Raw genomic sequence first — 24,076 nt, forward strand, 5'->3', positions numbered from 1 at the left:
TTGGTTCCTGGGCTCTCGTGGCTTTCTCTGAAAATCGCTGATTGGAGTGGTGACCGGACGGCTTGCGAACACCGGCGCAACGCCCTATCGGCTAGTCCGCTTCAGCGATGCGCCCTTAGCTCAACTGGATAGAGCACCTGCCTTCTAAGCAGGCGGTTGCAGGTTCGAGTCCTGCAGGGCGCGCCAGGCTTAGCCGCCCGCGGCGCTGAAGGCGTCCAGGCCCTTCCGCAAATCCGCGATTAGGTCGTCGACGTTCTCCAAGCCGATGTGCAGCCGCATCAACGGCCCGCCGTAGTCGGGGCGGAACTTGCGCGTGCCGAGCTGGGGATCGCAGGAAATGGCCAGGCTCTCGAAGCCGCCCCAGGAAAAGCCCAGGCCGAACAACTCCAGTTCGTCGAGGAAGGCGTTCACAGCTGCTTCGGACGAGGGCCTGAAGACAAACCCGAACAGGCCGCACGCGCCGCTATAGTCGCGCCTCCACAGCGCGTGGTCCGGACATCCGGGCAGGGCCGGGTGCAGGATACCTGCCACCTCGGGCTGGTCGCGCAGCCAGGCGGCGATGGCGAGACCGCTTTGCCCCTGTCGCGCGAGGCGGGTGGGCAGGGTGCGCAGGCCGCGCAGCATCTGGTAGGCGTCCTCGGGCGCCACCGCCCAGCCCAGGTGGGTGACGCCGTTTTCCAGCACGCCCACCAGGGTCGGATCGGTCGCGGCTGCCGAGCCCATGAAGACGTCCGAGTGGCCGCCGACGTACTTGGTCAGGGCCTGGACACTGATGTCCACGCCCTGGACCAGGGGCTTGATCAGGTAGCCCGCCCCCCAGGTGTTGTCGGCCAGGGTCAGAATTCCCCGGGCGCGAGCCAGTCGGGCGATGGCGGCCAGGTCCTGCATCTCGAAGGAGAGGGAGCCCGGGCTCTCCATGACGATCAGGCGGGTGGCGTCACCCGCGCCGCCCACCAGATCCTCGGGTGTCTGGCGTGGATCGAAATAGCGGACCGCGATACCGAACCGCTTCAACACATGGTCGCAGAAACGGCGGGTGGGCTTGTAGATGTTGTCGACGACCAGAATCTCGTCGCCGCCCTTCAGGACGGCGAGCATGGCGCCCGTCAGCGCCGCGAGACCGGAGGGATAGAGGCAGACGCCTGCCGCCCCCTCCATCTCGGTCAGGGCGTCGCGCAAGGCGTCGTGGGCCGATAGACCCTGTCGGCCATAGGTGATGAAGCTGTCGTCGTCGTAGAGCGCCCGGGCGTTGGGCAGCAGGACCGTGGAGCCCTTCTGGATCGGCGGTCCCACGGTCTTGGCCAGCGACTTTGGCGCGGCGCCGGCGCGGATCAGGCGGGTTTCTTCGGCCATGCGGCTTGACGGCTCGGAACGAACAGGGGCGACAATGCCCGCACTCCCATAGAGCGGGTGAGGGTTGAGTGGAACCCGGTTCACCCGCACACGCTCTCTATCTTCTTTGAACTGGAACCTGAGTGAGGTCCGTGATCAAGGCGCTCCGCCAAACCGCCGCTGCCGCGATTGTATTCGGCCTCGCCGCCTGCGGTGGCGGCGACAAGGCCTCGACGCCCCCCGCGCCGCCGGCAGGGGTTCCCGCGGCGACGGACCCGGCGACCCAGGTCTTGCGCTCAAAGGCCAGCCCAACCCTGGCCGCGGTCCGGGCTCGCGGTTATCTAGCCTGCGGCGTACACCCCGGCCTGGCCGGCTTCGCCTTCCCGGATGGCAAGGGCGCCTGGCACGGGTTCGACGTCGAAATCTGCCGCGCCGTCGCCGCCGCCGTGCTGGGGAACGCCAAGGCGGTGCGCTTCACCGCCGTCCAGGCGCAGGATCGCTTCAAAGCGCTGTCCTCGGGCAAGATCGACATCCTGTCGCGAAACACCTCCTGGACCTTGGCAAGGGACGCCGCCGGCCTCGATTTCCCGGCGGTGACCTATTTCGACGGTCAGGGGTTCCTGGCCCCCAAGGCCCTGGCGCTGGCCACCGCCGACGAACTGAACGGCGCGCGGGTGTGCGTCCAGGCCGGGACCGCCAGCGAGGAGAACGTCGCCGAGTACTTCAAGGCGCGGGGCCTGAAGTACCGCGCCGTCGTGGCGGCCTCCGAGGCTGAGGCCCGTGACACCTATCAGGGAGAGGGCTGCGACGCCTTCACGGCCGATATCTCCGCGCTCGCCTCGGCCAGGTCGTTGATGAACAACCCCAACGCCCACGTCATCCTGCCCACGGTTATCTCCAAGGAGCCGCTCGGACCCGTCGTGCGCCAGGACGATCCCGCCTGGACCGACATTGTCCGCTGGAGCGTCTACGCCCTGATGGTGGCGGAGGAATTGAAGCTGACTTCGGACAATGTCGCCAAGGCCCGTGACGACGCCACCGACATCCGTGTGCGTCGCCTGCTTGGCGTTGAGGGCGATCTCGGGCCGCTATTGGGGCTCAAGGCCGACTGGGCCTTCCAGGAGATCCGTCAGGTGGGCGCCTATGACGAGGTGTTCCGCCGCAATCTGGGGCAGGGCTCGCCCCTGAAGCTCGAACGCGGCCTCAACGCCCTGTGGAACGCCCCTGCGCCAGGGTTGCACTATCCGCCGCCGGTGCGATGACCCAGGGTCAGATGGTTCTTGCAATACAGCGTTCGGTTCGGCGTCATCAACTCAACGACAGGTGAGTGGGCCCGCCAGAGGCCCTCCAGTCAGGGAGAGACGACCATGAGCGACGGTTCCGTCGATATCCGCCACGAGGCCCGCCAGCAGGCCAACGCCCTGCCGCTGGACAAGCTCAACCCGGCCCAGTCCGAGCTGTTCACCAGCGATGTCATGTGGGCGCAATTCGAGCGTCTGCGCCGGGAAAGCCCGATCCACTACACGGCTGAGAGCGACTACGGCCCCTACTGGTCGATCACCAAGTACAACGACATCATGGCCATCGACACCAATCACCAGGTGTTCTCCTCGGCCGACGGCATCGTCCTGCAGAGCCTGGAATCCAAGGCCGAATCAGCAGGCCGGCCGGTCCGTCCCAGCTTCATCTCCATGGACCCGCCCAAGCACGATGTGCAGCGCAAGGCGGTCAGCCCGGCCGTGGCGCCCAACAATCTGCACCTGATGGCTCCGGTGATCCGCGAGCGCGCCGGGGCGATCCTCGACGGACTGCCGATCGGCGAAACCTTCGACTGGGTGGACCTGGTGTCGAAGGAACTGACGGCCATGACCCTGGCCACCCTCTTCGACTTCCCCTTCGAGCGGCGGCGTGACCTGACCTACTGGTCGGACATGATGACCAATCCGCCCGGCCACGGCGTGTGCGACAGCTGGGAGCAGAAGCGCGAAGTGCTGGGCCAATGCTTCGACGCCTTCGACGACATGTGGAACGCGCGGAAAGACGCGGTGGAACCGCAGTTCGACATGATCTCCATGCTGGCCCACAACCCGGCCACCCGGGACATGGACGCCCACGAGTACCATGGCAACGTCACCCTGCTGATCATCGGCGGCAACGACACCACCCGGAACACCATTTCCGGCTCGATCTACGCCCTGAACCAAAACCCGGCTCAGTACCGGAAGCTGCGGGAAAATCCGTCGCTGATCCCGTCCATGGTGTCGGAGACAATCCGCTGGCAGACCCCGCTCGCCCACATGGCGCGGACCGCCACGGAGGATTACGAAATCGGCGGCAAGACCATCAAGAAGGGTGACCGGGTGGCCATGTGGTACGTCTCGGGCAACCGCGACGACGAGGTCATCGCCAATCCCGACAACTACATCATCGACCGCGAGCGGCCCCGACAGCACCTGTCCTTCGGATTCGGCGTCCATCGCTGCGTCGGCAACCGCCTGGCCGAGTTGCAGCTACAGATCATCTGGGAAGAAATCCTCGCCCGTTTCCCCACCATCGAGGTGGTGGGCGAGCCCCAACGGACCCACTCTGTGTTCGTGAAGGGCTACGAGACCCTGCCGGTGATCATCCCGACGCGGAACTAGAGGATCAGGCGCATCGCGCAGCGTTCCTCGAGGTTGCGAGCGCGCTCGGCCTTCAGGGTCTCGGCGAGATGCGACGGCATGTCGGCGTCGGAAATCTCGGCGAAGCCCATCCTGGCGTAGAACGGGCCGTTCCAAGCGATGTTACGGAACGTTGTCAGAGTCAGCTCGAACAGGCCTTCGGCGCGAGCCCAGTCGATGACGTGGCGAAGGAGCAGGCGGCCCAGCCCCTTGCCCTGATGACCGGCCTCGACGTCGAACTCAAGGATATGCAGGCCGCCACCCTCGCGGTGCGCGCCCAGGAACCCGATCGGCGTCCCCTGTTCCCCATCGACCACCCAGAGGGTGCCGTGGTTCAGGGCGTCTCGCCATCCTTCGGCGGGGGTCGCGGTGGATAGCGGCCCCGGTGGGATCGAGGTGTTGATGAAGGCGTCAACTGCAGAGAGCTCGATCTCCGGCAGCCGTGGCAAGTCTGCTTCAGTGGCGAGCCGAACCCTCAAGGACCGGTCACGACGCGCGTATCCGTCCTGCCTCCCCACTCGGTCCAGGAGCCATCATAGACAGCCACGTCCCGCCGCCCCAGCCGAGCTAGGGCGAGGGCCACCACGGAGGCCGTAACGCCCGACCCGCAGGTGGTGACGATGGGGGCTCCGAGATCGACCTTGGCCCCGGTGAACAGGGGGCGCAGCTCCTCGGCCGGCTTCATCGTGCCGTCGGGGTTCAGCAGGCTGTCGAAGGGGGTATTGCGGGCGCCCGGCATATGGCCCGAGCGCAGGCCGGCGCGGGGCTCGGGGACCTCGCCTCGGAAACGGGCTGCGCCGCGGGCGTCCACCAGTTGGGCGGCCTTGGATTGCAGCAGGTTCTTTACCGCCTCGACGTCACGCACCAACCTTGCGTCCAAGCTGGGTGAAAGCGTCGTCTGGGGTAGGGCGCCGTGTCCGCTCTCGGTGGCGCGTCCCTCGGCCAGCCATTTCTTGAAGCCGCCATCGAGGACGAAGACCTTGGCGAACCCCATCACCCGCAAGGTCCACCAGACCCGGGCGGAAGACCGGATGCCGAAGCTGTCATAGGCCACGACCGTGGCGTCCCGTGACAGTCCGAGCTCTCCGGCCGCGTCGGCGAAGGCCTCCGCGGTCGGCAGCATGTGCGGCAGGTCGACGGTCCTGTCGGCGATGGCGTCGATGTCGAAGAAGACCGCGCCGGGGATGTGGGCGGTCAGGTAGTCGGCGTGGCCTTCGCGGCCCTCACTCGGCATGAACCAGGTGGCGTCCACCACCTGGACCTCGCCCAGATGCACGGCAAGCCAGTCGGTGGAAACCAGGGGATCGGTCATAGCCAGCCGGGGAGGGGTAGGCCCCGCTCCTTGAGGAAGTCTGGATTGTAGATCTTGCTCTGATACCGCGAACCCTGATCACAGAGGATGGTCACGATGGTGTGGCCGGGGCCGAGATCCTTGGCCATGCGGATGGCGCCGGCGACATTGATGCCGGTGGAGCCGCCCATCACCAGGCCCTCGTGCTCGACCATGTCGTAGATCGCCAGCAGCATCTCCTCGTCGCCGATGCGATAGGCGTGGTCGATCTTCAGGTCTTCAAGGTTGGCGGTGATCCGCCCCTGGCCGATACCTTCGCTGATCGAGGACCCCTCCGACTTCAGTTCGCCGTCGGTGAAGTAGCTGAACAGCGCCGCGCCGTGCGGATCGGCCAGGCCGATGGCGACCTTCGGGTTGCGGGCGCGGAGCGCTTGCGCGATTCCGGCCAGGGTGCCGCCCGAGCCCACGGCGCAAATGAAACCGTCCACCTTGCCGCCGGTCTGTTCCCAGATTTCCGGGCCCGTGGTCTCGACGTGGGCCTGGCGGTTGGCGACGTTGTCGAACTGGTTGGCCCAGATCGCGCCGGCCGGTTCCTTGGCGTTAAGCTCCTCAGCCAACCGCCCGGAATAGCGGACATAGTTGTCGGGATTGGAGTAGGGGACCGCGTCCACCTCCACCAGCTCGGCGCCCAGCAGCCGGATGGCGTCCTTCTTCTCCTGGCTCTGGGTGCGCGGGATGACGATGGTGGTCTTGTAGCCGCTGGCTGCGGCGACCATGGCCAGGCCGATTCCGGTGTTCCCCGCCGTGCCCTCCACGATCCGCCCGCCGGGCTTCAGCAGGCCGCGCCGCTCGGCGTCGCGCATGATGTAGAGCGCCGCCCGGTCCTTCACGGACTGGCCGGGATTCATGAACTCGGCCTTGCCGAGGATTTCGCAGCCCGTGGCCTCGCTGGCGCGGGCCAGGCGAATGAGCGGCGTGTTTCCGATGGCGTCCAGGACGCTGTGTGCGACGGTCATGCCCGCTACTTAAGGGGCGTTGGCGCGTCCGAACAGGGGTCGATCAGGCCTTTACGAGACCAAGCTGCACAACATCGGTGCGGCCGGTGCGGAACCCGGCGTCGCAATAGCTGAGATAGAACCGCCAGATCTTGCGGAACTTCTCATCGAATCCGAAGTCCTTGATGTCATCCCAGCGAGCGTCGAACCGTTGCGCCCATTGGGCCAAGGTGTCGGCATAATCCGGACCGAAGCGCGAGATTCCCGTCCAGACCAGGCCCGCCTTGTCGGTCTCGGCCTTCAGTTTGCTTTCCGAGGGCAACATGCCGCCGGGGAAAATGTACTTCTGGATGAAGTCAGCGTGACGACGATAGTCCTCGAACAGCTCTTCCTGGATGGTGATGATTTGCAGGCCGGCCCGGCCGCCGGGCGCCAGCACGGTGTGGATCTTGTTGAAATAGGTCGGCCAGTAGCGCTCGCCCACGGCCTCGAACATCTCGATCGAGGCCACGCGATCGAAGGTCCCCTCGACGTCGCGATAGTCGATCAGCTTGATCTCCGCACGATCATTCAAGCCCTGGTCGAACATCCGCCTGGCGGCGAAATCGTACTGCTCCTTGGAGATGGTGATGCCCGTGACCTGGGCGCCGATCTCCTTGGCCGCGTACTCGGCGAATCCGCCCCAGCCGCAGCCGATCTCAAGCACGCTCTGGCCAGGCTTCAGGTCCATCTGCTGCGCCAAGGCCCGGTATTTGTTGGCCTGGGCCGCCTCCAGGCTTTGACCAGGGTGAGCGAACTTCGCCGAGGAATAGGTCATGCTGGGGTCCAGCCAGCGGGAATAGAAGTCGTTGCCCAGGTCGTAGTGGGCGTGGATGTTGCGCTTCGAACCCCTGCGGGAATTGCTGTTCAGGGCGTGGCTGACGAAGTTGAACACCCCGACGACGGGATTGCCCTGGGTCACCCGGCGCAGGTTTTCGAAGTTCAAGCTGAACACGCTGAGCACGGCGGTCAGGTCCGGGGTGTCCCATTCGCCGGCCGCGTAGCCCTCCGCGAAGCCGATGTCGCCGGCCGCCAGGGCCCTGCGGATGAACCGGAAATCGCGCACGATGATCCGCGCCTTGGGCCCGGGTTCGCCCTCCAGCCGCAGTTCGTGCCCGTTGGGAGTGACGAAGGTCAGGTCCCCGGCCATCCAGTTGCGCGCCATCATCCGCAGGGCGTTGCGGAATATGATGGGCACGTCGGCCAGGGCGGGCAGGCGCCGGAAGGCGCGAGGTGAGGCCGCCAAGGCGGTCAGGGATGATTCATGCGCCAGGGTCATGGCTGCAACTCCCGATCTCTAACTGGATACTAACATTGGTTTGGCGTCGGGAAAATTCGAGAACCCTTGCTGGACCTACGGCCATGTTCTGGCCCCGGATGCAGCCGACGAATTCGGACTTGTGAAGACAACGCCCGCGCGCCACTTAGGCGCCATCGCAAAGCCTTGATCGATCCGGAGTTCCGTCCATGGCCATCCTGACCCTGAACAAGTGGAACATCTCGATCGGGGACAGCCAACCGCTGGTGGTTATCGCGGGTCTGAACGTGCTGGAAGATATCGAGCTCGCCCGCGACACCGCCCGCCACCTGAAACAGGTGACCCGCGAACTCGGCCTGCCCTATGTCTTCAAGGCCAGCTTCGACAAGGCGAACCGCTCCTCGATCCATAGCTATCGAGGCCCCGGCATCACCGAGGGCCTGAAGATGCTGAAGGCCATCAAGGCTGAGTTCGACCTGCCCATCGCCACCGACCTGCACGAGTTGGATCAGGTGGAGGCCGTCACAGAGGTCGCGGATTTGGTGCAGATCCCGGCCTTCCTCTGCCGCCAGACCGATCTGGTGGTCGCCGCGGCCCGAGCCACTCAGGCCGCCGGCGGCCTGCTGCACGTCAAGAAGGGTCAGTTCCTGGCCCCCTGGGACTGCCGCAACATCCTCGATAAGATCAAGGAAGCCATCGGCGAGGACCTGGTCATCCTGTGCGAACGGGGCGTCTCCTTCGGCTACAACAACCTGGTGGTCGACATGCTCGGCATCGAGGAGATGAAGCAGTTGGGCGCGCCCGTGACCATCGACGCCACCCACGCGGTGCAACTGCCCGGCGCCAATCCGAAATCCAACGGGGCCTCAACCGGCGGCCGCCGTGAAGGCGTGCCGATCATCGCCAAGGCGGCGGTGGCGGCCGGCGCCGACGGTGTGTTCCTGGAATTCCACCACGATCCGGACAAGGCGCTCTGTGACGGCCCCAGCTGCCTGCCGCTGGATAGCGCCGAGGGGCTGCTGAAGACCCTCAAGGCCCTGCACGCGGCCCGCTGATGGACCTTTCCACCCTCCAGCAATTGCTGACCCGTCTCTCCGGCGCGCGGATCGTCTGTGTCGGCGACCTGATGGTGGATCGCTTCGTCTACGGTGACGTCACCCGCGTCTCGCCCGAGGCGCCCATCCCGGTCCTGGCCCGCGAGCGCGAGCTGGTGATGCTGGGCGGGGCGGGCAATGTGGCGCGAAACGTGGCGGCCCTGGGCGGCGACGTCGCCCTGGTGGGCCTGGTTGGCGGCGACAGCGAGGGTCACGAGGCCCTGCGGTTGATTGGAGACCAGACCGGTATCGAGGGTTTCCTGGTCACCGATCCCGGTCGACCCACCACGCTCAAGACCCGGTTCGTCTCCGGTGGTCAGCAACTGCTGCGAGTCGATCTCGAGGCCAGCATCCCGGCGGTGGGCGACGTCGAACAGCGCCTGGTCCGCACGGTCCGCGATGTGGCCAAGGGCGCGGGCGTCGTGCTGATCTCCGACTACGGCAAGGGCGTGGTCACCGACGCGGTGATCGCCGCCTGCCGGGAAGCCGGCGGCATGGTGATCGTCGATTCCAAGGCTCGCAGCTTCCTGCGCTATGGCGAGGTCGATGTGATCAAGCCCAACGCCGGCGAACTGGCCTACGCCACCGGCCTGCCCACCAGCACCAATCCCGAGATCGAGGCGGCGCTCGCCCACGCCCTGAACCTGTGCGAGGCCAAGGCGATCCTGGTGACCCGCGCGGCCAAGGGCATTTCGCTGGCCGTGCGCGGCGAAGCCGTCCAGCATTTCCCGGGCGTGCCCCGCGATGTGTTCGACGCCTCGGGGGCCGGCGACACCACCATCGCGGCGCTTGGCCTGGCCCTGGCCGCCGGGACGCCGGTCGAACAGGCGATCGAGTTCGCCATGCTGGCCTCCGGCGTCGCGGTCGGCAAGGCGGGCACCGCCACGGTCCTGCCCGAGGAACTGATCGAGGCTTCGTTGACGGCCCACATGGCCCCGGCCGAAGGCAAGATCGTCACCCCCCAGCGCATGGCCGACGAGATCGCCCGCTGGCGGGCCAAGGGTCTGCGGGTCGGCTTCACCAATGGCTGCTTCGACATCCTGCATCGCGGCCACGTGACCTATCTCAACCAGGCCCGGTCCTGGTGCGACCGGCTGGTGGTGGGCCTCAACTCCGACCGCTCGGTCACCGCGCTCAAGGGCGAGGGGCGTCCGGTCAACGATCTCGAAGGTCGGGCCATGGTGCTGGCGGGCCTTGGGGCCGTCGACCTGGTGGTGCCCTTCGACGAGGATACCCCCATCAAGCTGATCGAGGCGGCGCGTCCCGAGGTGCTGATCAAGGGCGCCGACTATTCGGAAGACCAGGTGGTGGGCGGCGACCTGGTCAAGACCTGGGGTGGCGAGGTGCGCCTGGCCCAGATCGTCGACGGCTATTCCACCACCGCCGCCATCGCCCGCATGACCGCCAAGGAGCCGACATGACCCGTCGTATCGCCTTCGTCACCGGTGGGGCCGGCTTCATCGGCTCCAATATCGCCGCCAAGCTGGCGGAGGATCCGACCCTGGACGTGGTGGTCTGCGACTGGCTGGGCGAGGCCGAGCTTGGCAAATGGCGGAACATCGCCAAACATCCCATTGGCGACTTCGTGGCGCCGGAGGCCATGTTCGAATGGCTGGAGAAGCGCTGGCGCGACATCGAGATCGTCGTCCACATGGGCGCCATCTCCTCCACCACCGAGCCCGACGCCGACAAGATCATCCACAACAACTTCACCCTCAGCCGCGACCTGTTCCGCTGGTGCGCCGACCGGCAGCGAAGGTTCATCTACGCCTCCTCGGCGGCCACCTACGGCGACACGGACGACTTCGACGACAAGGACGACCTGGCCTCGCTGGCGGCCCTGCGGCCGCTGAACACCTATGGCTGGTCCAAGGCGCTGTTTGACCTTTTCGCCGCCCGTCAGGCGGCCCGCGATTACGCGCCGCCGCAGTGGGTGGGCCTGAAGTTCTTCAACGTCTACGGCCCCAACGAGGAGCATAAGCACTCGATGAAGTCGGTGGCGTCGCAGATCTGGCCCAAGGTGGCGGGCGGCCACGCTGTGCAGCTTTTCAAGTCTTACCGCGAGGGCGTGGCCGACGGCGGCCAGACCCGCGACTTCGTCTATGTCCGCGACGTCGCCGACGTGGTGTCCTGGCTGGCCAGCTCGGAGCAGGTGAACGGGGTCTACAACCTCGGCTCTGGCAAGGCGCGGACCTTCGAGGACATGGCCAAGGCTGTGTTCACCGCCGCCGGAAAACCGGTTCAGATCGAATACACCCCCATGCCGCCGGCGATCCGTGACAAGTACCAGTACTTCACGGAGGCCAGGATGGACCGCCTCAAGGCCGCCGGGTTCAACCAGCCGATGACCGCCCTTGAGGATGGCATCACCGACTACGTGCAGACCTACCTGTCCCAGCCAGATCCCTACAGGTAGTCGATGGCGGAGCGTCCCAAGGGCTTCAAGCGGGCGGTGAGCGCGGCGGTGGCGACCTTGCTGGCCCTGGTGGTCATGGCCGCCTTCGTCTGGCGCGATGACATCGCCAGCAACGCCCTGGACCCCAAGGAACCCTTCCAGACCTACGAGCCGCCGCCCACGCCCGACTACCGCCAGCGTGCCGCCTGGGCGCTACTGCCGGCCCACCCGGACGTGTGGACCGCCGCCGATCCGCCCGCCGATGTCTTCTTCATCGGCCCTACCAGCTACGACGGCGGACAGGACTGGAATGGGCCCATCGACGACGTCCAGGCCGACAAGTTCTTCCGCCGCGTCGTGGCGCCGAACTATGCCGGGCCGTTCGTTCGCGTCGGTCGGCTGTTCGCGCCACGCTACCGTCAGGCCAGCCTCTACACCCTGCTGACCTTGCGCGAGGACGCCCGCGACGCCCGGCGCTTCGCCTATGGCGACGTGCTGGCCGCCTTTCGGGAGTACATGATCGCCGACAACAAGGGCCGCCCCTTCATCGTGGTCGGAGTGGAGCAGGGCGGGACCCTGGCCTCACGCCTGATCGCCGATGAGATCGCCCGCGATCCCGCCGTCCGGGCACGCCTGGTGGCGGCCTATCTGATCGAGACCGTGGTGCCGGCCGGCGCGCCGCCGCTGACACCCTGTGTCCGCCCTCGGGAGGCGGGTTGCCTGGCGGCTTGGGCGTCTGCGTTCGAGCACGACAGCGAGCGGGTCCAGGCCCTGAAAGACCGGTCCCTGGTCTGGGACGCCAACGGCGAGTTGGGAAACATCTCCGGCCGCACGCCCCTGTGCTTCAATCCCCTGCTGGGTGCGACCAGCAACGCCGCGGCCCCCGCGAAGCTCAACCTGGGGGCGGCTAACGCCACCGGCCTGGAATGGGGGGCTCGCCCGGCCTTCCTGACACGGCAGGTCTCGGCAAAGTGCGAAGATGGCATCCTGCGGGTTTCGCGACCCAAACCCAAGATGCTGAAGAACACCGGCTCCTGGGCCGACAAGCGCAAGGTCCCCGGCTACAACCTTTTCTACGGTGACCTGGAGGCCGACGCGAAGGGAAGAGTGGTGGCGTTGACCTCAAGCCCCGAGTTTTCGCCCCCCGCGCCGCCGATCACCAAGGTGCGGGCCGTGAAGGGCTCGGCGGTTCACCAGATTGACCGCTAGCCCGCATCCTTCAACGGCGAACTCGCCCGCCAGTCGAACAGTTCTTGCAGCACCCGCAGCGCCCTGCCGCGCTCGCTGGTGAGCTCCGGATCGCGCCCGATGATCATCCGGGCGTCGTCGCCGGCCGCCGCGATCAGGTCGCGGTGGGCGAAGGGGTCGGCGAAGACGTAGGCGGGGAAACCGCTCTGGCGCAGGCCGAGCGCGTCGCCGCCGCCGCGCAGTTCCAGGTCGGTCTCGGCGATCTGGAAGCCGTCGTCGGTGCGCCGCAGGATATCCAGCCGCCTCTGGGCGGTTTCCGACAGCGGCGGGTCGTAGAGCAGGACGCAGGAACTCTCCCGTCGACCGCGACCCACCCGGCCGCGAAGCTGATGCAGCTGGGCCAGGCCGAAGCGCTCGGCCTGTTCGATGACCATGATGGTGGCGTTGGGCACGTTGACGCCCACCTCCACCACCGTCGTTGCCACCAGGACCTTGATCCTGTTGTCGGCGAAGTCGGCCATGACGGCGTCCTTCTCCGGCCCGGTCATCTTGCCGTGCACCAGGCCGACGCCGTCGCCGATGGTGGCGCGCAGCTCGATGGCCCGCTGTTCGGCGGCTTTCAGGTCCACCAGCTCCGACTCCGAAACCAGGGGGCAGATCCAGAAGGCCTGGGCGCCGCCGGCGACCGCCTCGCGTAGCCGGGCCTCGACCTCGTCGACCCGGGTCATGGGGGCGGCGCGGGTGGCCACGGGGGTGCGGCCCGGCGGCTTCTCGTCGATGCGGCTGACGTCGAGGTCGCCGTACACCGTCAGTTCCAGGGTGCGCGGGATTGGGGTCGCCGACATGGCCAGCAGATGGACCGACTGGCCCTTGGCCTGGAGCAGTTGCCGCTGGGCCACCCCGAAACGGTGTTGCTCGTCCACGACGGCCAATTGGAGCGCCTGGAAATGCACTTCATTTTGAAAGAGCGCGTGGGTGCCCACCGCCACCTGAACCGCGCCGCTGGCGATGGCTCGCAGCTTCTCAGCCCGTGCCGCGCCCTTGTCGCGGCCCGTCAGCAGCACGGTCGTTATGCCGTGGGCGGCGAGGGGGGCGGACAGGGTCTCGTAGTGCTGGCGGGCCAGGATCTCGGTGGGCGCCATCAGGGCGCTCTGGGCGCCGGAGGCCGCCACATCGGCCATGGCCAGCATGGCGACGACGGTCTTGCCGGACCCGACATCGCCCTGCAGCAGCCGGCTCATCCGTTCGCCCGCCGCGAAGTCGCGCCGCACGTCGCCCAGGGCCCGCTCCTGGGCGCCGGTCAGCTTGAAGGGCAGGTCGGCCACAATGGCGGCGGCCTTGGGGCCGGGCGGGATTTTCTCGGCTGGCTCGGCGCGCCGGTCGGCCTTGCGCTGGGCCATGGCCAACTGGTGGGCCAGCAGTTCGTCATAGGCGAGCCTGCGGATATGGGCCGCCATCGGCAGCAGATCGCCTTCGCTGGCCGGGGCGTGCAGACGTTGGAGCGCTTCCTTCCAGGTGGGAAAGCCGCCCTTGGCCAGCCAGGCGGCATCCTGCCACTCCGGCAGGTCGGCGGCCTGGGTCAGGGCCTGCAGGGCCAGCTTACGCACGGTGCGGGCTGGCAGGCCGGCGGTGGCGGGATAGACCGTCTCCACCTCGGGGATCTCATCGGCCTTCTCCGGCGCGACAAGGTAGTCGGGGTGGCTGATCTGCCATTCCGAGCCGAACCGCTCGACCTTGCCCGAAACGATCCGCTTGGCGCCCACCGGGTTCTTCTCGGCCACCGCGTGCCCGAAGCTGCCGAAATAGACCAGGGTCAGGAACCCCGACCCGTCAAAGGTGCGGATCTTCCACGGCTGCTGCGGGTTGCGCGGCTTCTGGTGCTCGTCGATCTCGATGGTGAAGGTCTGTATCTCGCCCTCGATGGCGGTGTTCACCGTCGCGGGCCGCCGCCGAACGAGGGAATGGGGCGCCAGGAACAGCACATCGCGCACGATGGGGCCGGCCAGCTTCTCCAACAGCGGCGCCACCCGCGCGCCCACACCCTTCAGGGTGGTCACCGGGGCGTAGAGGGGAAACAGAATCTCGGGCCGCATGGCGCGATCATAACCCGAAGCTGGACGCTCGGAGCCGCCCATGATGATCTCCCGCCATGCTTTGGGGGATTTCGATGCGCAATCTGTGGACCGTGGCGGCTGTGGGCGCGCTGATGGCCGGCTGCAACCCGCAATCTGGGGCGGGTAACCAGACCGTGACGCCTGGGCCCGCATCCGTGGCTCCTGTCGAACCGGCCTCCGACACCCCGGCGCCGGACTCCGCCGTCACCGGTTTCAGCCATGCGAAGGGCGAGGACCTGTTCGGCTACTACATCCCCAACACCGAGGTGAAGAGCGGAACCTGGAAGCTCGACAACATCGCCATCCTGGACGAGGCGGAGTTCGCCAAATGGGAGGCCGGCGATACGGCCGGTCCTGCCGGGCCCGTCATGTTCGAATTCTCCGACACCTCCAGCGCCACCAGCGAGAACGAGTTGGGCCAGACGGTCTACGCCAAGCGAACCCGTATTCTGCCCACCAGCTACAGGATCGGCGGCGGCGACATCCAGGTCACCGGAACCGATGTGACTCTAGGCCAGGTGACCTTGGACGGAACCATCGACATGGCCGCCCTGAAGCGCGCCCGCGCGACGGGGCCAGGCGCCAAGGAGACGATCCTTCGCACGGGCCTGATGATCGGCTCCACGCCCTTCAAGAACCTCTCCTTCAACTGGTTCGGCGGCGACTGACCGACTGGGGTGGCGTCGGAGGGCGGGTGGCCCTATATCGGCCCGTCCACATGTCGATCGACGATACCCGCCTGCGAAAACTGAAGTTCCGTGCGTGGCACCGGGGCTTCAGGGAAGCGGACCTCATTCTGGGGCCGTTCGCGGACACCCATGCCCAGGACCTGACGCCCGAGGACCTCGATCTCTTCGAGGTGCTGCTGGAGCAGCCCGATCACGATCTCTACGAATGGATCATGGAGCGGACGGACGTGCCGCCCGAGTTCGACGGATCGCTGCTGAACCAGATCAAGGCCTTCCGGTTCAAGGTGCACGAAATCCGGGGCGACAGACATGGCGGCTGACGGTTCGCGCGCGCCCAGCGCGGCGGAGACCCGCCGCATCGCGACGGACCCCGGCCGCCTCGACCTGATCGGCGCGCCGGAGGGGTTCGACGCCCTGGTAATGGCCGACATCGTTCGCGCCCGTGGCGGCCTGTCGCTATTCGTGGCGCGCGACGGTTCGCGACTCTCGGCCTTCATCGACGCCTTCCGGTTCTTCGCCCAGGGCATCGAGGTGCTGCAGTTCCCGTCCTGGGATTGCCTGCCCTATGACCGCACCGGGCCGTCGCCGGGTGTCGCCGCCCAGCGGATGACCACCCTGGCGCGCCTCGCCGAAGGCCTGGACGCCAAGAAGCCCTCCCTGCTGGTCACGACCACGCCGGCCCTGATTCAGCGCGTGCCGCCCAAGGCCGTGGTCCAGGCCGCCGCGTACTCGGCGCGCACCGGCAATGTTGTGGAGATCGCCGATCTGGAGCGCTATTTCGCCGTCAACGGCTATGCGCGCGCCTCCACCGTCTCCGAGCGCGGCGAGTTCGCCATTCGTGGCGGCGTCATCGACGTCTTCCCGCCCAACGCCGACGAGCCCGTCCGCCTGGACCTGTTCGGCGACACCCTGGAATCCATCCGCGGTTTCGACCCTGACACCCAGCGTTCCACCCGCCAGCTCAAGGAGATCAGTCTCCATCCGGTGAGTGAGGCCCTGCTGGACAAGGACTCCATCTCCCGCTTCCGCCGCGGCTATGTGGAGGCCTTCGGCGCCCCCGGCGGCGATCCGCTCTATGAGACCGTCAGTGGCGGCGGGCGACGGGCGGGCATGGAGCATTGGCTGCCGCTGTTCTATCCGGACATGGCGACCCTGTTCGACTACCTGCCGGACAGCGCCCTGATCGGCGTCGATCACCTGGCCGGCCAGGCGCGAGACGAACGGCTGGCGATGATCGCCGACGCCTACGATGCGCGGGCCCAGGCTGACCGCAAGGTCCACTACCACCCGCTGGAGCCGGACCGCCTCTACCTCACCGCCGAGGAATGGCGCGCCCGCTTGGCCGAACGCGCCACCCGCCAGTTCTCCGCCTTCCAGGAGGCCGAGGGCGAACTGGTGGTGGACATGGGCGCGCGCCAAGGCCGCGCCTTCGTCGCCGAACGCCAGCAGGATTCGGTCAACCTGTTCGAGGCTACGGCAGCCCACGCGCAAGCTTTAGCTGCGTCGGGAAAACGGGTGCTGTTCGCCTCCTGGTCGGAAGGGTCGTCAGAGCGTCTGGGCGTCATGCTGGCCGATCACGGCCTGACCAACGTCACCCAGGCGCCCTATTGGGACGCCGCCAAGGCCGCCAATCCGAAGTTCCCGCAGCGGGTCGTGCTGCCGCTGGAGTCGGGCTTCGAAACCGACACCCTGGCGGTCATCTCCGAGACCGACATCCTGGGCGACCGCCTGGCCCGGCCGCGCCGCAAGCGCCGGGCGTCGAACTTCCTGGCCGAGGCCTCGTCGCTCAGCCCCGGCGACCTGGTGGTCCATATCGACCACGGCATCGGCCGCTATGAGGGCTTGAAGACTCTGGAGGTCCAGGGCGCGCCGCACGACTGCCTGGAGCTGCAATACGGCGCCGAGGCCAAGCTCTACCTGCCCGTGGAGAATATCGACCTGCTGACCCGCTACGGGTCGGAGGGGGACGGTGTGCAGCTGGACCGCCTGGGCGGCGCGGCCTGGCAGGCGCGCAAGGCCAAGGCGAAAGAGCGCCTGCGCGACATGGCCATCGGTCTGATCCAGATCGCCGCGGCCCGCGCAACCCGCACCACCGACCCGGTCGACCCGCCGCACGGGGTGTTCGACGAGTTCTGCGCCCGCTTCCCCTACGAGGAGACAGACGACCAGCTCTCGGCCATCGGCGACATTCTCGAAGACCTGGGGGCCGGCAAGCCCATGGACCGCCTGATCTGCGGCGACGTCGGCTTCGGCAAGACCGAGGTCGCCCTGCGCGCCGCCTTCGTGGTGGCGATGAGCGGCCAGCAGGTGGCCATCGTGGCGCCCACCACCCTGTTGGCGCGCCAGCACTACAAGACCTTCACCGAACGCTTCCAGGGCTGGCCGATCAAGGTCACCCGCCTGTCGCGCCTGGTGCCGCCCAAGGAGGCCGCCGAGACCCGCGAGGCGCTGAAGAACGGCGAGGTCGAGATCATTGTCGGCACCCATGCGGTGCTGTCCAAGCAGGTGGGCTTCAAAAACCTCGGCCTGGTGATCGTCGACGAGGAGCAGCACTTCGGGGTCAAGCACAAGGAGAAGCTCAAGGAGCTTCGCGCCGACGTGCACATGCTGACCCTGACCGCCACACCGATCCCGCGCACCCTGCAGATGTCGCTGTCGGGCATCCGGGAGATGTCCATCATCGCCACCCCGCCGGTGGACCGCCTGGCGGTCCGCACCTACGTCACCCCCTTCGACCCCATCGTCATCCGCGAGGCCCTGCTGCGGGAGAAGTACCGTGGCGGCCAGGCCTACTACGTGGTTCCCCGCATCTCCGACCTGACCGAGTTGGAGCGGTTCCTGCGCGAGCAGGTGCCGGAGGTCCGCTACGTCGTCGGCCACGGCCAGATGGCGCCGACCCAGCTGGAAGACGTGATGAGCGCCTTCTACGAGGGCCAGTACGACGTCCTGTTGTCGACCACCATCGTCGAGAGCGGCCTGGACATCCCCACCGCCAACACCCTGATCATCCACCGCGCCGACATGTTCGGCCTGGCCCAGCTCTACCAGCTGCGCGGCCGGGTCGGCCGGGCCAAGGCGCGCGCCTACGCCTACATGACCACGCCCGCCGAGAAGCAGATCACCATCTCGGCCGAGCGCCGCCTGAAGGTGCTGCAGTCGCTCGACAGCCTGGGCGCCGGCTTCCAGCTGGCCAGCCACGACCTGGACCAGCGCGGCGGCGGCAACCTGCTGGGCGAGGAACAGTCAGGCCATATCCGCGAGATCGGCGTCGAGCTGTACCAGCAGATGCTGGAGGACGCGGTCAACGACCTGAAGGAACTGGCCGGCAAGGGCGAGGGCGCCGCCGACCGGGGCTGGTCGCCGCAGATCAACACCGGCGCCGCGGTGCTGATCCCCGAGGACTATGTGCCGGACCTGCACGTGCGCCTGTCGCTCTATCGCCGCCTGTCCGACGCCGAGAAGTCCGGCGACCGCGAGGCCCTGGCCGCCGAGATGATCGACCGCTTCGGCCCCCTGCCGCCGGAAGCCGGCCAATTGCTCAAGGTCGTGGCCATCAAGGGCCTCTGCCGCGAGGCCAATGTCGCCAAGATCGACGTGGGGCCCAAGGGCGCCGTGGTCACCTTCCGCAACGAGGACTTCCCCAACCCCATGGGGCTGATGGCCTTCGTCACCAAGAACCAGGTCGCCTGGAAGGTCCGCCCCGACAACAAGGTCGTGGTGCGCGGCGAGTGGGAAACTCCGGAGCAGCGCCTCAACGCCGCCGAGCGCGTGCTGTCGGAGTTGGCCAAACTGGCTGGGGCTGCGGTCGCGGCGTAGCGGGTTGCCTCTTTGTTCCGGAACGCTAAGCTGCACCGGTCAAGAGGAGGCGGCGAATGAGAGCTTTGTGGATTGGCGCGGCGGCTGCGTGGCTAGTCGCCTGTGGAGCCCGAGCTGAGACGGCCGAGACCACCAAGGATATCAGGTGCTCGGTGATCTATTCCTATCTCATCGGCACGTCGGATGACGAAGCGGAGAAGGGCTCTCTCGCCATCGGCCTGTTCTATTACCAGGGACGTATCGAGGGTCGGGAACCCGCCCTGGACTTCGCGTCGGCGTTCAAGCGCGAGATGCTCAGCATTCCCGACGAAGCGATCGAGCCCGAGCTGAAGCGTTGCAGCGACGCGCTTCAGGCCAGTTCAAAGGAAATGCAGGCGATAGGCCAGCGGGTGGCAGCTGAGGTGAAGCCCTAGCTCGCCCGCTCCACGGCCCTTGCCGCCGCCTCTTCCAGCGCCTTGCCCACACCCGCCGCGAGGCTGACCTCGGCGACGCCGATGTCGAACTCCACCACGAAGGGCGCCTTGCCGTCTCCGGCCTCGAAGGCGGTGCAGCCGATGACGGCGGCGATGCGCTCGCCGGCCGCCCGCGCCGAGGCCTGGGGCGTGGCGGGCAGGGCCAGGGCGAAGACCTCGGGCCCGAGGCGCGCGGCGGTGTCCTCCACCCGCACCAGGCGGCCGATCATCGAGCCGATCTGCGGGATGGCGCGGTCCAGCCAGCCGCCCTGGCGCGCGGCGCCCACGTCGGGGCGCTCGGACACCTTCAGCACGCAGACCGACAGCGGCCGGTTGCGCAGGCGCGAGGCCTGGGCCAGGCGGCCCAGGTGGGTGGCGAACAGATCCCGGGTAAAGAGGCCCGTCGCCGGATCCATCAGGCCCGAGGCCCGGGCCTTTTCCAGCGCCTTGCGAATGGTGGTCTGGCGGCGATAGCTGCGCGCCAGTTCGATGACCCGCTTGGCGGTCTCGGTCTCCGGCGTCTCGGGCGAGGCCACGTCGGAGATGCCCCGGTGATAGGCCTCCGACATGGTCACATAGCTCTCCTGCTTCATGTAGAGCAGGGCGGGCGTGTGATAGAGCCGGGTGTTGCGGCGCATACCGGCAGCGATGGACAGCGCCTCCTGGCTGTTGTCCCCGGCCCACAGCACCACGGCGTCGAAGGGGCGCTCGTGCAGGTAGTCGAAGGCGGTATAGGCCGTGAAGGCGCCGACCACCTCGGCGCCCGACCGGGTCAGGGCGTTGGACAGGGCCAGGAACTGCGGTGCGGGTTCGCCGATCGCCAGCACCCGGAAAGCCGATGCATCGGGATCGGGTGTTTCCAGGCGCCGGCCGCGCTCGCTGAAGGTCTCCAGCCGCAGCTCGAACTCCTCCTCGGCGATGGCCATGCGCACCAGGGTTTCCAGGCGCAGCACCACCTGGGCCGGATGCACCGGCGCGGTCAGGGTGAGGTCGAAGTTGAGGCCGTCCAGTTCCGGGCCCGGTGCGCCGATGGCGATGACCGGCAGGCGTCGCGGCGCGCAGGCGGCCTTCAGGCGCTTGGCGAGCGTCAGGGCTTCGTGGCCGCCGCTGGCCAGGTCGACGATGGCGGCTTCCACCTGCAGGTCGCTGAGCGAGGCGATGGCGGCATAGGGGCCGCGCGCCGTGACAGTGCGCCAGCCAAGCCGGTCCAGGCCCTCGGCGAGGGGACCCGCCAGGGCGTCATCGCGCGCGACGATCAGAACTCGCGCATGGACGCCCAGAGCCATTCCTCAAACCCTTGAAACAACAAGACAGCCGACCTCGCCGCTTATAGGCGGGAATCGGCTCGCAGGCAGAATATACAGAGGTGCGCGACCGCGACAGGGACGCGCAGGTCATGAGTGTGGAGCATCGCCATGGACAAGCCGCTTTCGGGCCAGACGGCCATCATCACCGGGGCGTCCGGCGGGCTGGGAACTCACTTCGCCAAACTGCTCGCGGGAGCCGGGGCGGCCGTCGCCCTGACCGCGCGAAGGTTGGATATGGTTGAGGCCCTGGCCGGCGAGATCGCCGGGGCGGGCGGCCGCGCCATGGCCCTGCGCCTGGATGTCGCCGACGCCGCCTCCATCGCGCCCGCCTTCGCCGAGATCGAGGCAGGGCTGGGTCCGGTCTCCATCCTGGTCAACAACGCCGGGGTCGGCGGGGAGGGGCTGGCGTTGGACCTCACTGTCGAGGCGTGGGACCGCACCTTCGACGTCAATGTCCGGGGCGTGTTCTTCGCGGCCCAGGCCGCCGCCAAGCTGATGTTCGCCAATGGCGCGGCCGACGGCGGCAAGGCCCGCATCGTCAACATCGCCTCCATCGCCAGCCATACGGTGCTGCCGGGGCTGGCGGCCTACAACGCCTCCAAGGCCTCGGTCGCCATGCTGACCAAGAGCCTGGCCCGCGAGTGGTCACGGCGCGGCATCGCGGTCAACGCTCTGGCCCCCGGCTATATCGACACCGACATCAACAGCTTCTGGTGGGGCACCGAGGGCGGCCAGAAGCAGCTCAAGGGCTTCCCGCGCCGTCGGCTGATGGAGGCGGAGGATCTGGACGCGGCCTTCATGATGCTCTGCGGTCCCGCCGCTCGCGCCATCGCCGGAACCCTGATCACCATCGACGATGGGCAGTCGCTGCCGGGTGGCGGGTAGGGCGCTTGGCTCACCCGGCGTCATTGCCACTAAGCTCACCGAAAATCGCCAGGGAGTTGAGACCATGCGCCAGGGGCCGTTGACCGGACTGAAAATCATCGAGTTCGCCGGGATCGGGCCGGGCCCCTTCTGCGGCATGCTGCTGTCGGACCTGGGCGCCGACGTGGTGCGTATCGATCGCAAGGGGCAGGGGCGAGGCTCCCCGGCTGACGTGACGGCGCGGGGCCGCCGTTCCGTGGGCCTGGACCTGAAGAACCCCCAGTCCATCGAGACTTGCCTGAAGCTGCTGGAAAGCGCCGACGCGGTGTTCGAGGGCTTCCGACCGGGCGTCATGGAACGCCTGGGCCTGGGTCCCGAGGTGGTGCTGAAGCGCAATCCGAAGATCGTCTATGGCCGCATGACCGGCTGGGGCCAGACGGGCCCCTACGCCAACGCCGCCGGCCACGACATGAACTACATCGCCATCACCGGCGCCCTGCACGCCATCGGGACCAAGGACAAGCCGATCCCGCCGTTGAACCTGGTGGGGGATTTCGGGGGCGGGGCGCTCTATCTCGCCTTTGGCCTGATGGCCGGGATCATCAGTGCGCGGGAGACCGGCAAGGGCCAGGTGATCGACGCCGCCATGAGCGACGGGGCGGCTTCGCTGATGGCCATGTTCTACGGCTTCAAGGCCAGCGGCATGTGGACCCATGACCGCCGGGCCAACATGCTGGATGGCGGCGCCCACTTCTACGACACCTATCAGTGCTCGGACGGGAAGTGGATTTCCATCGGCTCGATTGAACCGCAGTTCTATGCTCTACTTCTTGAAAAAACAGGAATTACTGACCCTGCGTTCGCAGGCCAGATGAACCGTGGCGAATGGGACAACCTGCGGGCCAAGCTGGCCGAGGTGATCGCCCGGAAGAGTCAGGACGAGTGGACCGCGATCATGGGCGGCACCGATGTCTGCTTCGCCCCGATCCTCGATCTTGATGAGGCGCCCAAGCACGCCCATAACGTCGCCCGCCAGACCTTCGTGGAGGTCGCCGGCGTCACCCAGCCGGCCCCGGCGCCGCGCTTCTCGGCCACGCCGGGCGCCATCCAGGGTCCGCCCCCGGCCATCGGCGCGCACGATACCGAGGCGCTGACGGACTGGGGCTTCTCCCCGGCGGAGATCGACGCGCTGAAGGCGGCCGGGGCGTTGAACGGGTAGTCGCGAGATTCAAGTCGTCATCCCGGCTCGGCTTGGCGGCCGGCCGGGACGGCGGAGCCGCGTCCTAGGACTTCGGCGCGGTGATCACCGTCAGATCCTTCACCGAGGCCTTCTGCGCCGCATGCTCGGCTTCCGGCAGTGGGATCAGGCCGCGCGACTGCAGATAGCCGCCCTTGCCGGTGGCGGCGTCGGAGACGAAGCCGTCGACAAATTCGCGCAGGCCGGGGGTCACCCCGACATTGGCTTTCTTCACGTAGATGAAGAGCGAGCGCGACAGCGGATAGGCGCCGCTGGAGATGGTCTCGAAGGTGGGGGCGACGCCTTCGATCTTGGCGGCCTTCACCTTGTCCATGTTGTTCTCAAGGAACGAGTAGCCGAACACGCCGATGGAGTGGGGCGTCTTCTCCAGGGTCTGGACGATGGCGTTGTCATTCTCGCCGGAGTCGATCCACGCGCCGTCGGAACGGATGGTGTGGGTCTTGGCCTTGAAGCCCTCCTCGTCGGACGTCTTCAGGGCGGCCAGGGTCGCATCCTTCTCGCCGCCCTTTTCCAGGGCCAGTTCGGTGAAGGCGTCACGGGTGCCCGAGGTCGGCGGCGGGCCGTAGACCAGGATTTGCTCGGCGGGCAGGCCGGGGCCGACCTGGGCCCAGGTCTTGGAGGCGTTGGGGGCGAAGGCGCCGCCCTTAGGCAGTTCAGCGGCCAGGGCCTTGTAAAGCTGCTCGCGGTGCAGGTCGAAGCTGGGACCCTTCTTGTCGTTGGCGATGACGATGCCGTCGTAGCCGATCTTGATCTCGATGATGTCGGTGACACCGGCCGCCACGCACTTCTCGAATTCCGACTTCTTGATCGGTCGCGAGGCTGTGGCGATGTCGGGGAATTGCGAGCTCGTCCCGCCGCAGAACAGCTTGAAACCGCCGCCGGTGCCGAGGGATTCGATGCGCGCGGCCTTGCCGCCCGTGGTGCGGGCCACGTTCTCGGCCACACGGGTGGCGAAGGGGAAGACGGTGGAGGAGCCCGCAGCCCAGACCTGGGCGCGATTGCCGCCGCCGCTGGCGGCCCCGGTGTTGGTGTCGGTCTTCTGTCCGCAGGCGCTCAGGGCAAGGGCCGCGCCGGCGGCGAGGTAGATTGCGGTCTTCATGGCGAGGAATCTCCGAGGGAGGAGGGGCGCCGCATCTGACGGCGCCGACGGGGTCTCAGGCGCCCAGCTACCACCCATTCTTGAAGCTTATGCGACAGCGGCGTGACGCTTGCCCTAAGTGAACCTGTTCCGTGAGCGCCGTTCAGCAGGGGTTCAGCCGCCGCCCGATAGTCTGCCCCCAGGTTGGTCGTCGCTCATTCCCGTCCCTCGGGCGGCGATCACCCC

The 24,076-nt window shown here is 67.5% G+C and carries 20 protein-coding genes and 1 tRNA gene; 13 read left to right on the plus strand and 8 right to left on the minus strand.

Annotation, left to right across the window (positions count from 1 at the left end):
- Positions 1-109 precede the first annotated feature (109 nt).
- Positions 110-186 (plus strand) — tRNA-Arg (locus AAC997_RS08520).
- Between the two features lie 3 nt (positions 187-189).
- Here AAC997_RS08520 and metC read toward each other — a convergent pair.
- Positions 190-1,353, minus strand: a complete 1,164-nt coding sequence (metC, locus tag AAC997_RS08525; protein ID WP_340645265.1) for a cystathionine beta-lyase — start codon at positions 1,351-1,353, stop codon at positions 190-192.
- Positions 1,354-1,484: 131 nt separating this feature from the next.
- On the opposite strand from metC, the gene AAC997_RS08530 reads away from it, so the two are divergent.
- Both AAC997_RS08530 and AAC997_RS08535 read left to right on the plus strand, forming a co-directional pair.
- Positions 1,485-2,594 (plus strand): amino acid ABC transporter substrate-binding protein, encoded by a 1,110-nt coding sequence (locus tag AAC997_RS08530; protein ID WP_340645266.1) that lies wholly within the window; start codon positions 1,485-1,487, stop codon positions 2,592-2,594.
- A gap of 105 nt (positions 2,595-2,699) precedes the next feature.
- On the plus strand, positions 2,700-3,974 hold the full coding sequence (locus AAC997_RS08535) for a cytochrome P450 (protein ID WP_340645267.1): 1,275 nt from the start codon (positions 2,700-2,702) through the stop codon (positions 3,972-3,974).
- On the opposite strand, the gene AAC997_RS08540 is transcribed toward AAC997_RS08535, so the two are convergent.
- The 4 genes from AAC997_RS08540 to AAC997_RS08555 are packed head-to-tail and all read right to left on the minus strand — an operon-like array spanning position 3,971 to position 7,596.
- Positions 3,971-4,441 (minus strand): GNAT family N-acetyltransferase, encoded by a 471-nt coding sequence (locus tag AAC997_RS08540; RefSeq protein WP_340645268.1) that lies wholly within the window; start codon positions 4,439-4,441, stop codon positions 3,971-3,973. The genes AAC997_RS08535 and AAC997_RS08540 overlap by 4 nt on opposite strands.
- A gap of 26 nt (positions 4,442-4,467) precedes the next feature.
- Complete coding sequence (gene sseA, locus AAC997_RS08545) at positions 4,468-5,304, minus strand: 3-mercaptopyruvate sulfurtransferase (RefSeq protein WP_340645269.1); 837 nt, start codon at positions 5,302-5,304, stop codon at positions 4,468-4,470.
- Positions 5,301-6,299, minus strand: coding sequence for a cysteine synthase A (locus tag AAC997_RS08550; protein WP_340645270.1), 999 nt, complete (start codon positions 6,297-6,299; stop codon positions 5,301-5,303). Before AAC997_RS08550 ends, sseA begins: the two co-directional genes overlap by 4 nt.
- Before the next feature lie 43 nt (positions 6,300-6,342).
- Complete coding sequence (locus tag AAC997_RS08555) at positions 6,343-7,596, minus strand: cyclopropane-fatty-acyl-phospholipid synthase family protein (protein ID WP_340645271.1); 1,254 nt, start codon at positions 7,594-7,596, stop codon at positions 6,343-6,345.
- Positions 7,597-7,784: 188 nt separating this feature from the next.
- Here AAC997_RS08555 and kdsA point away from each other — a divergent pair, with 188 nt between their 5' ends.
- The 4 genes from kdsA to AAC997_RS08575 are packed head-to-tail and all read left to right on the plus strand — an operon-like array spanning position 7,785 to position 12,273.
- A complete protein-coding gene (kdsA, locus tag AAC997_RS08560; protein ID WP_340645272.1) occupies positions 7,785-8,630 on the plus strand; it encodes a 3-deoxy-8-phosphooctulonate synthase in 846 nt (281 codons plus the stop codon).
- A complete protein-coding gene (gene rfaE2 / locus AAC997_RS08565; RefSeq protein WP_340645273.1) occupies positions 8,630-10,090 on the plus strand; it encodes a D-glycero-beta-D-manno-heptose 1-phosphate adenylyltransferase in 1,461 nt (486 codons plus the stop codon). The genes kdsA and rfaE2 overlap by 1 nt, the downstream gene beginning before the upstream one ends.
- The gene (rfaD, locus tag AAC997_RS08570; protein ID WP_340645274.1) at positions 10,087-11,085 is read left to right on the plus strand and encodes an ADP-glyceromanno-heptose 6-epimerase; all 999 of its coding nucleotides are present in this window, start codon (positions 10,087-10,089) and stop codon (positions 11,083-11,085) included. The genes rfaE2 and rfaD overlap by 4 nt, the downstream gene beginning before the upstream one ends.
- Positions 11,086-11,088: 3 nt before the next feature.
- Positions 11,089-12,273: a DUF3089 domain-containing protein gene (locus AAC997_RS08575; RefSeq protein ID WP_340645275.1), complete on the plus strand. Its 1,185-nt coding sequence runs from the start codon at positions 11,089-11,091 to the stop codon at positions 12,271-12,273.
- On the opposite strand, the gene recG is transcribed toward AAC997_RS08575, so the two are convergent.
- Entirely contained in the window at positions 12,270-14,345 is a 2,076-nt protein-coding gene (gene recG, locus AAC997_RS08580) for an ATP-dependent DNA helicase RecG (protein ID WP_340645276.1), read from the minus strand. The genes AAC997_RS08575 and recG overlap by 4 nt on opposite strands.
- Positions 14,346-14,419: 74 nt before the next feature.
- Between recG and AAC997_RS08585 the strand changes: the two genes are divergently transcribed.
- The 4 genes from AAC997_RS08585 to AAC997_RS08600 all read left to right on the plus strand — a co-directional run bounded on the left by AAC997_RS08585 (position 14,420) and on the right by AAC997_RS08600 (position 19,284).
- Positions 14,420-15,034, plus strand: coding sequence for a hypothetical protein (locus AAC997_RS08585; protein ID WP_340645277.1), 615 nt, complete (start codon positions 14,420-14,422; stop codon positions 15,032-15,034).
- Between the two features lie 50 nt (positions 15,035-15,084).
- Positions 15,085-15,375, plus strand: coding sequence for a succinate dehydrogenase assembly factor 2 (locus tag AAC997_RS08590; RefSeq protein ID WP_340645278.1), 291 nt, complete (start codon positions 15,085-15,087; stop codon positions 15,373-15,375).
- Complete coding sequence (gene mfd / locus AAC997_RS08595; RefSeq protein WP_340645279.1) at positions 15,365-18,871, plus strand: transcription-repair coupling factor; 3,507 nt, start codon at positions 15,365-15,367, stop codon at positions 18,869-18,871. Before AAC997_RS08590 ends, mfd begins: the two co-directional genes overlap by 11 nt.
- 152 nt (positions 18,872-19,023) lie before the next feature.
- On the plus strand, positions 19,024-19,284 hold the full coding sequence (locus AAC997_RS08600) for a hypothetical protein (RefSeq protein ID WP_340645280.1): 261 nt from the start codon (positions 19,024-19,026) through the stop codon (positions 19,282-19,284).
- On the opposite strand, the gene AAC997_RS08605 is transcribed toward AAC997_RS08600, so the two are convergent.
- A complete protein-coding gene (locus AAC997_RS08605; protein WP_340645306.1) occupies positions 19,281-20,603 on the minus strand; it encodes a diguanylate cyclase in 1,323 nt (440 codons plus the stop codon). The two genes, AAC997_RS08600 and AAC997_RS08605, sit on opposite strands and share 4 nt — an antisense overlap.
- 135 nt (positions 20,604-20,738) lie before the next feature.
- Between AAC997_RS08605 and AAC997_RS08610 the strand changes: the two genes are divergently transcribed.
- Positions 20,739-21,515: an SDR family NAD(P)-dependent oxidoreductase gene (locus AAC997_RS08610; protein WP_340645281.1), complete on the plus strand. Its 777-nt coding sequence runs from the start codon at positions 20,739-20,741 to the stop codon at positions 21,513-21,515.
- Between the two features lie 64 nt (positions 21,516-21,579).
- Positions 21,580-22,713, plus strand: coding sequence for a CaiB/BaiF CoA-transferase family protein (locus AAC997_RS08615; RefSeq protein ID WP_340645282.1), 1,134 nt, complete (start codon positions 21,580-21,582; stop codon positions 22,711-22,713).
- Between the two features lie 64 nt (positions 22,714-22,777).
- On the opposite strand, the gene AAC997_RS08620 is transcribed toward AAC997_RS08615, so the two are convergent.
- Positions 22,778-23,851, minus strand: coding sequence for a substrate-binding domain-containing protein (locus AAC997_RS08620; RefSeq protein ID WP_340645283.1), 1,074 nt, complete (start codon positions 23,849-23,851; stop codon positions 22,778-22,780).
- Positions 23,852-24,076: the final 225 nt, after the last annotated feature.

This window comes from Phenylobacterium sp., from assembly GCF_037968635.1.
In the GTDB taxonomy this organism is placed as follows: domain Bacteria; phylum Pseudomonadota; class Alphaproteobacteria; order Caulobacterales; family Caulobacteraceae; genus Phenylobacterium.

Bases quoted from the DNA above. Each gene is read 5' to 3' on its own strand.
- recG (WP_340645276.1), bottom strand. From the start codon at position 14,345: ATGCGGCCCGAGATTCTGTTTCCCCTCTACGCCCCGGTGACCACCCTG.
- AAC997_RS08615 (WP_340645282.1), top strand. From the start codon at position 21,580: ATGCGCCAGGGGCCGTTGACCGGACTGAAAATCATCGAGTTCGCCGGG.
- AAC997_RS08555 (WP_340645271.1), bottom strand. From the start codon at position 7,596: ATGACCCTGGCGCATGAATCATCCCTGACCGCCTTGGCGGCCTCACCT.
- sseA (WP_340645269.1), bottom strand. From the start codon at position 5,304: ATGACCGATCCCCTGGTTTCCACCGACTGGCTTGCCGTGCATCTGGGC.
- AAC997_RS08610 (WP_340645281.1), top strand. From the start codon at position 20,739: ATGGACAAGCCGCTTTCGGGCCAGACGGCCATCATCACCGGGGCGTCC.
- AAC997_RS08550 (WP_340645270.1), bottom strand. From the start codon at position 6,299: ATGACCGTCGCACACAGCGTCCTGGACGCCATCGGAAACACGCCGCTC.
- AAC997_RS08535 (WP_340645267.1), top strand. From the start codon at position 2,700: ATGAGCGACGGTTCCGTCGATATCCGCCACGAGGCCCGCCAGCAGGCC.
- AAC997_RS08575 (WP_340645275.1), top strand. From the start codon at position 11,089: ATGGCGGAGCGTCCCAAGGGCTTCAAGCGGGCGGTGAGCGCGGCGGTG.
- kdsA (WP_340645272.1), top strand. From the start codon at position 7,785: ATGGCCATCCTGACCCTGAACAAGTGGAACATCTCGATCGGGGACAGC.
- rfaD (WP_340645274.1), top strand. From the start codon at position 10,087: ATGACCCGTCGTATCGCCTTCGTCACCGGTGGGGCCGGCTTCATCGGC.
- AAC997_RS08585 (WP_340645277.1), top strand. From the start codon at position 14,420: ATGCGCAATCTGTGGACCGTGGCGGCTGTGGGCGCGCTGATGGCCGGC.
- AAC997_RS08620 (WP_340645283.1), bottom strand. From the start codon at position 23,851: ATGAAGACCGCAATCTACCTCGCCGCCGGCGCGGCCCTTGCCCTGAGC.
- rfaE2 (WP_340645273.1), top strand. From the start codon at position 8,630: ATGGACCTTTCCACCCTCCAGCAATTGCTGACCCGTCTCTCCGGCGCG.
- mfd (WP_340645279.1), top strand. From the start codon at position 15,365: ATGGCGGCTGACGGTTCGCGCGCGCCCAGCGCGGCGGAGACCCGCCGC.
- metC (WP_340645265.1), bottom strand. From the start codon at position 1,353: ATGGCCGAAGAAACCCGCCTGATCCGCGCCGGCGCCGCGCCAAAGTCG.
- AAC997_RS08590 (WP_340645278.1), top strand. From the start codon at position 15,085: ATGTCGATCGACGATACCCGCCTGCGAAAACTGAAGTTCCGTGCGTGG.